This window comes from Rugamonas fusca, from assembly GCF_014042365.1.
GTDB lineage: Bacteria > Pseudomonadota > Gammaproteobacteria > Burkholderiales > Burkholderiaceae_D > Rugamonas > Rugamonas fusca.
In genome coordinates this window covers 1-703 of sequence record NZ_JACEZS010000066.1, presented here as the reverse complement: position 1 = coordinate 703, position 703 = coordinate 1, and the positions used below count along the sequence as shown (strand labels likewise).

The following is a 703-nucleotide window of genomic DNA, read 5'->3' as shown; positions in this document are numbered from 1 at the left end:
TGCGCCCAGCATGGGCGCACTCCTGTGGGTGCAAGTCCCGCCGCGAGCTGACCACAGTGAGCGAAGTGAAGCGCAACTGCGGAAGGGTAACTGACTGTGGGAAGGAAGCGTGGAGCATAAATCATGAGCCGAGGAACACGAATCGCATAGAAGGCGCTGCTGATCAGGGCGAGCGGGCCAATGACCGCGAAGCTCTTGTGGTCAAGGAGAGGTGGCGTAAATGCGGCGGTTGTGTGATGAAGGAGTGCGGCCCTTACCTGGGGACGCCCCGCCTCATGCCTGAAAGGGCGACGACGGTGAGTCGGAGCGGGGTCTCAGCAGAGGTCATAGTAGTCGGAGGTAGCGCCGGGAAGGCTCGACCCCGCCGACGAAGGACCGAACGAGTAGGAGTGTGATCCGGCATGTCGAAACGGCAGGCAAGGCGTCAGATGTCCGCGCAAGCGGAGCGGGAAGCCGTAGGGCAGGGTGAAGCCTTGCCTGATGCTTTCAGCGACGAAGCCTGCGGTTCGCGGCATGTGTCAGGCGACACGGGAACGGCGCTGCTGCTGGCGGCGCTGGAAAGAGGGAACCTGCTGCGGGCGATGCAGCGTGTGCGCCGCAACAAGGGCGCGGCCGGGGTGGATGGTCTGGACATCGACCAAACGTCCCGCCATCTGGTGCTGGCTTGGCCGGGGATACGCGCGCGACTGCTGGCGGGGACGTA

1 pseudogene is annotated in these 703 nt (G+C 64.4%); it reads left to right on the top strand.

Annotated elements, in window-relative coordinates:
• Positions 1-401: 401 nt before the first annotated feature.
• Positions 402-703, top strand: a pseudogene (locus tag H3H36_RS26325) (group II intron reverse transcriptase/maturase); the annotation flags it as partial.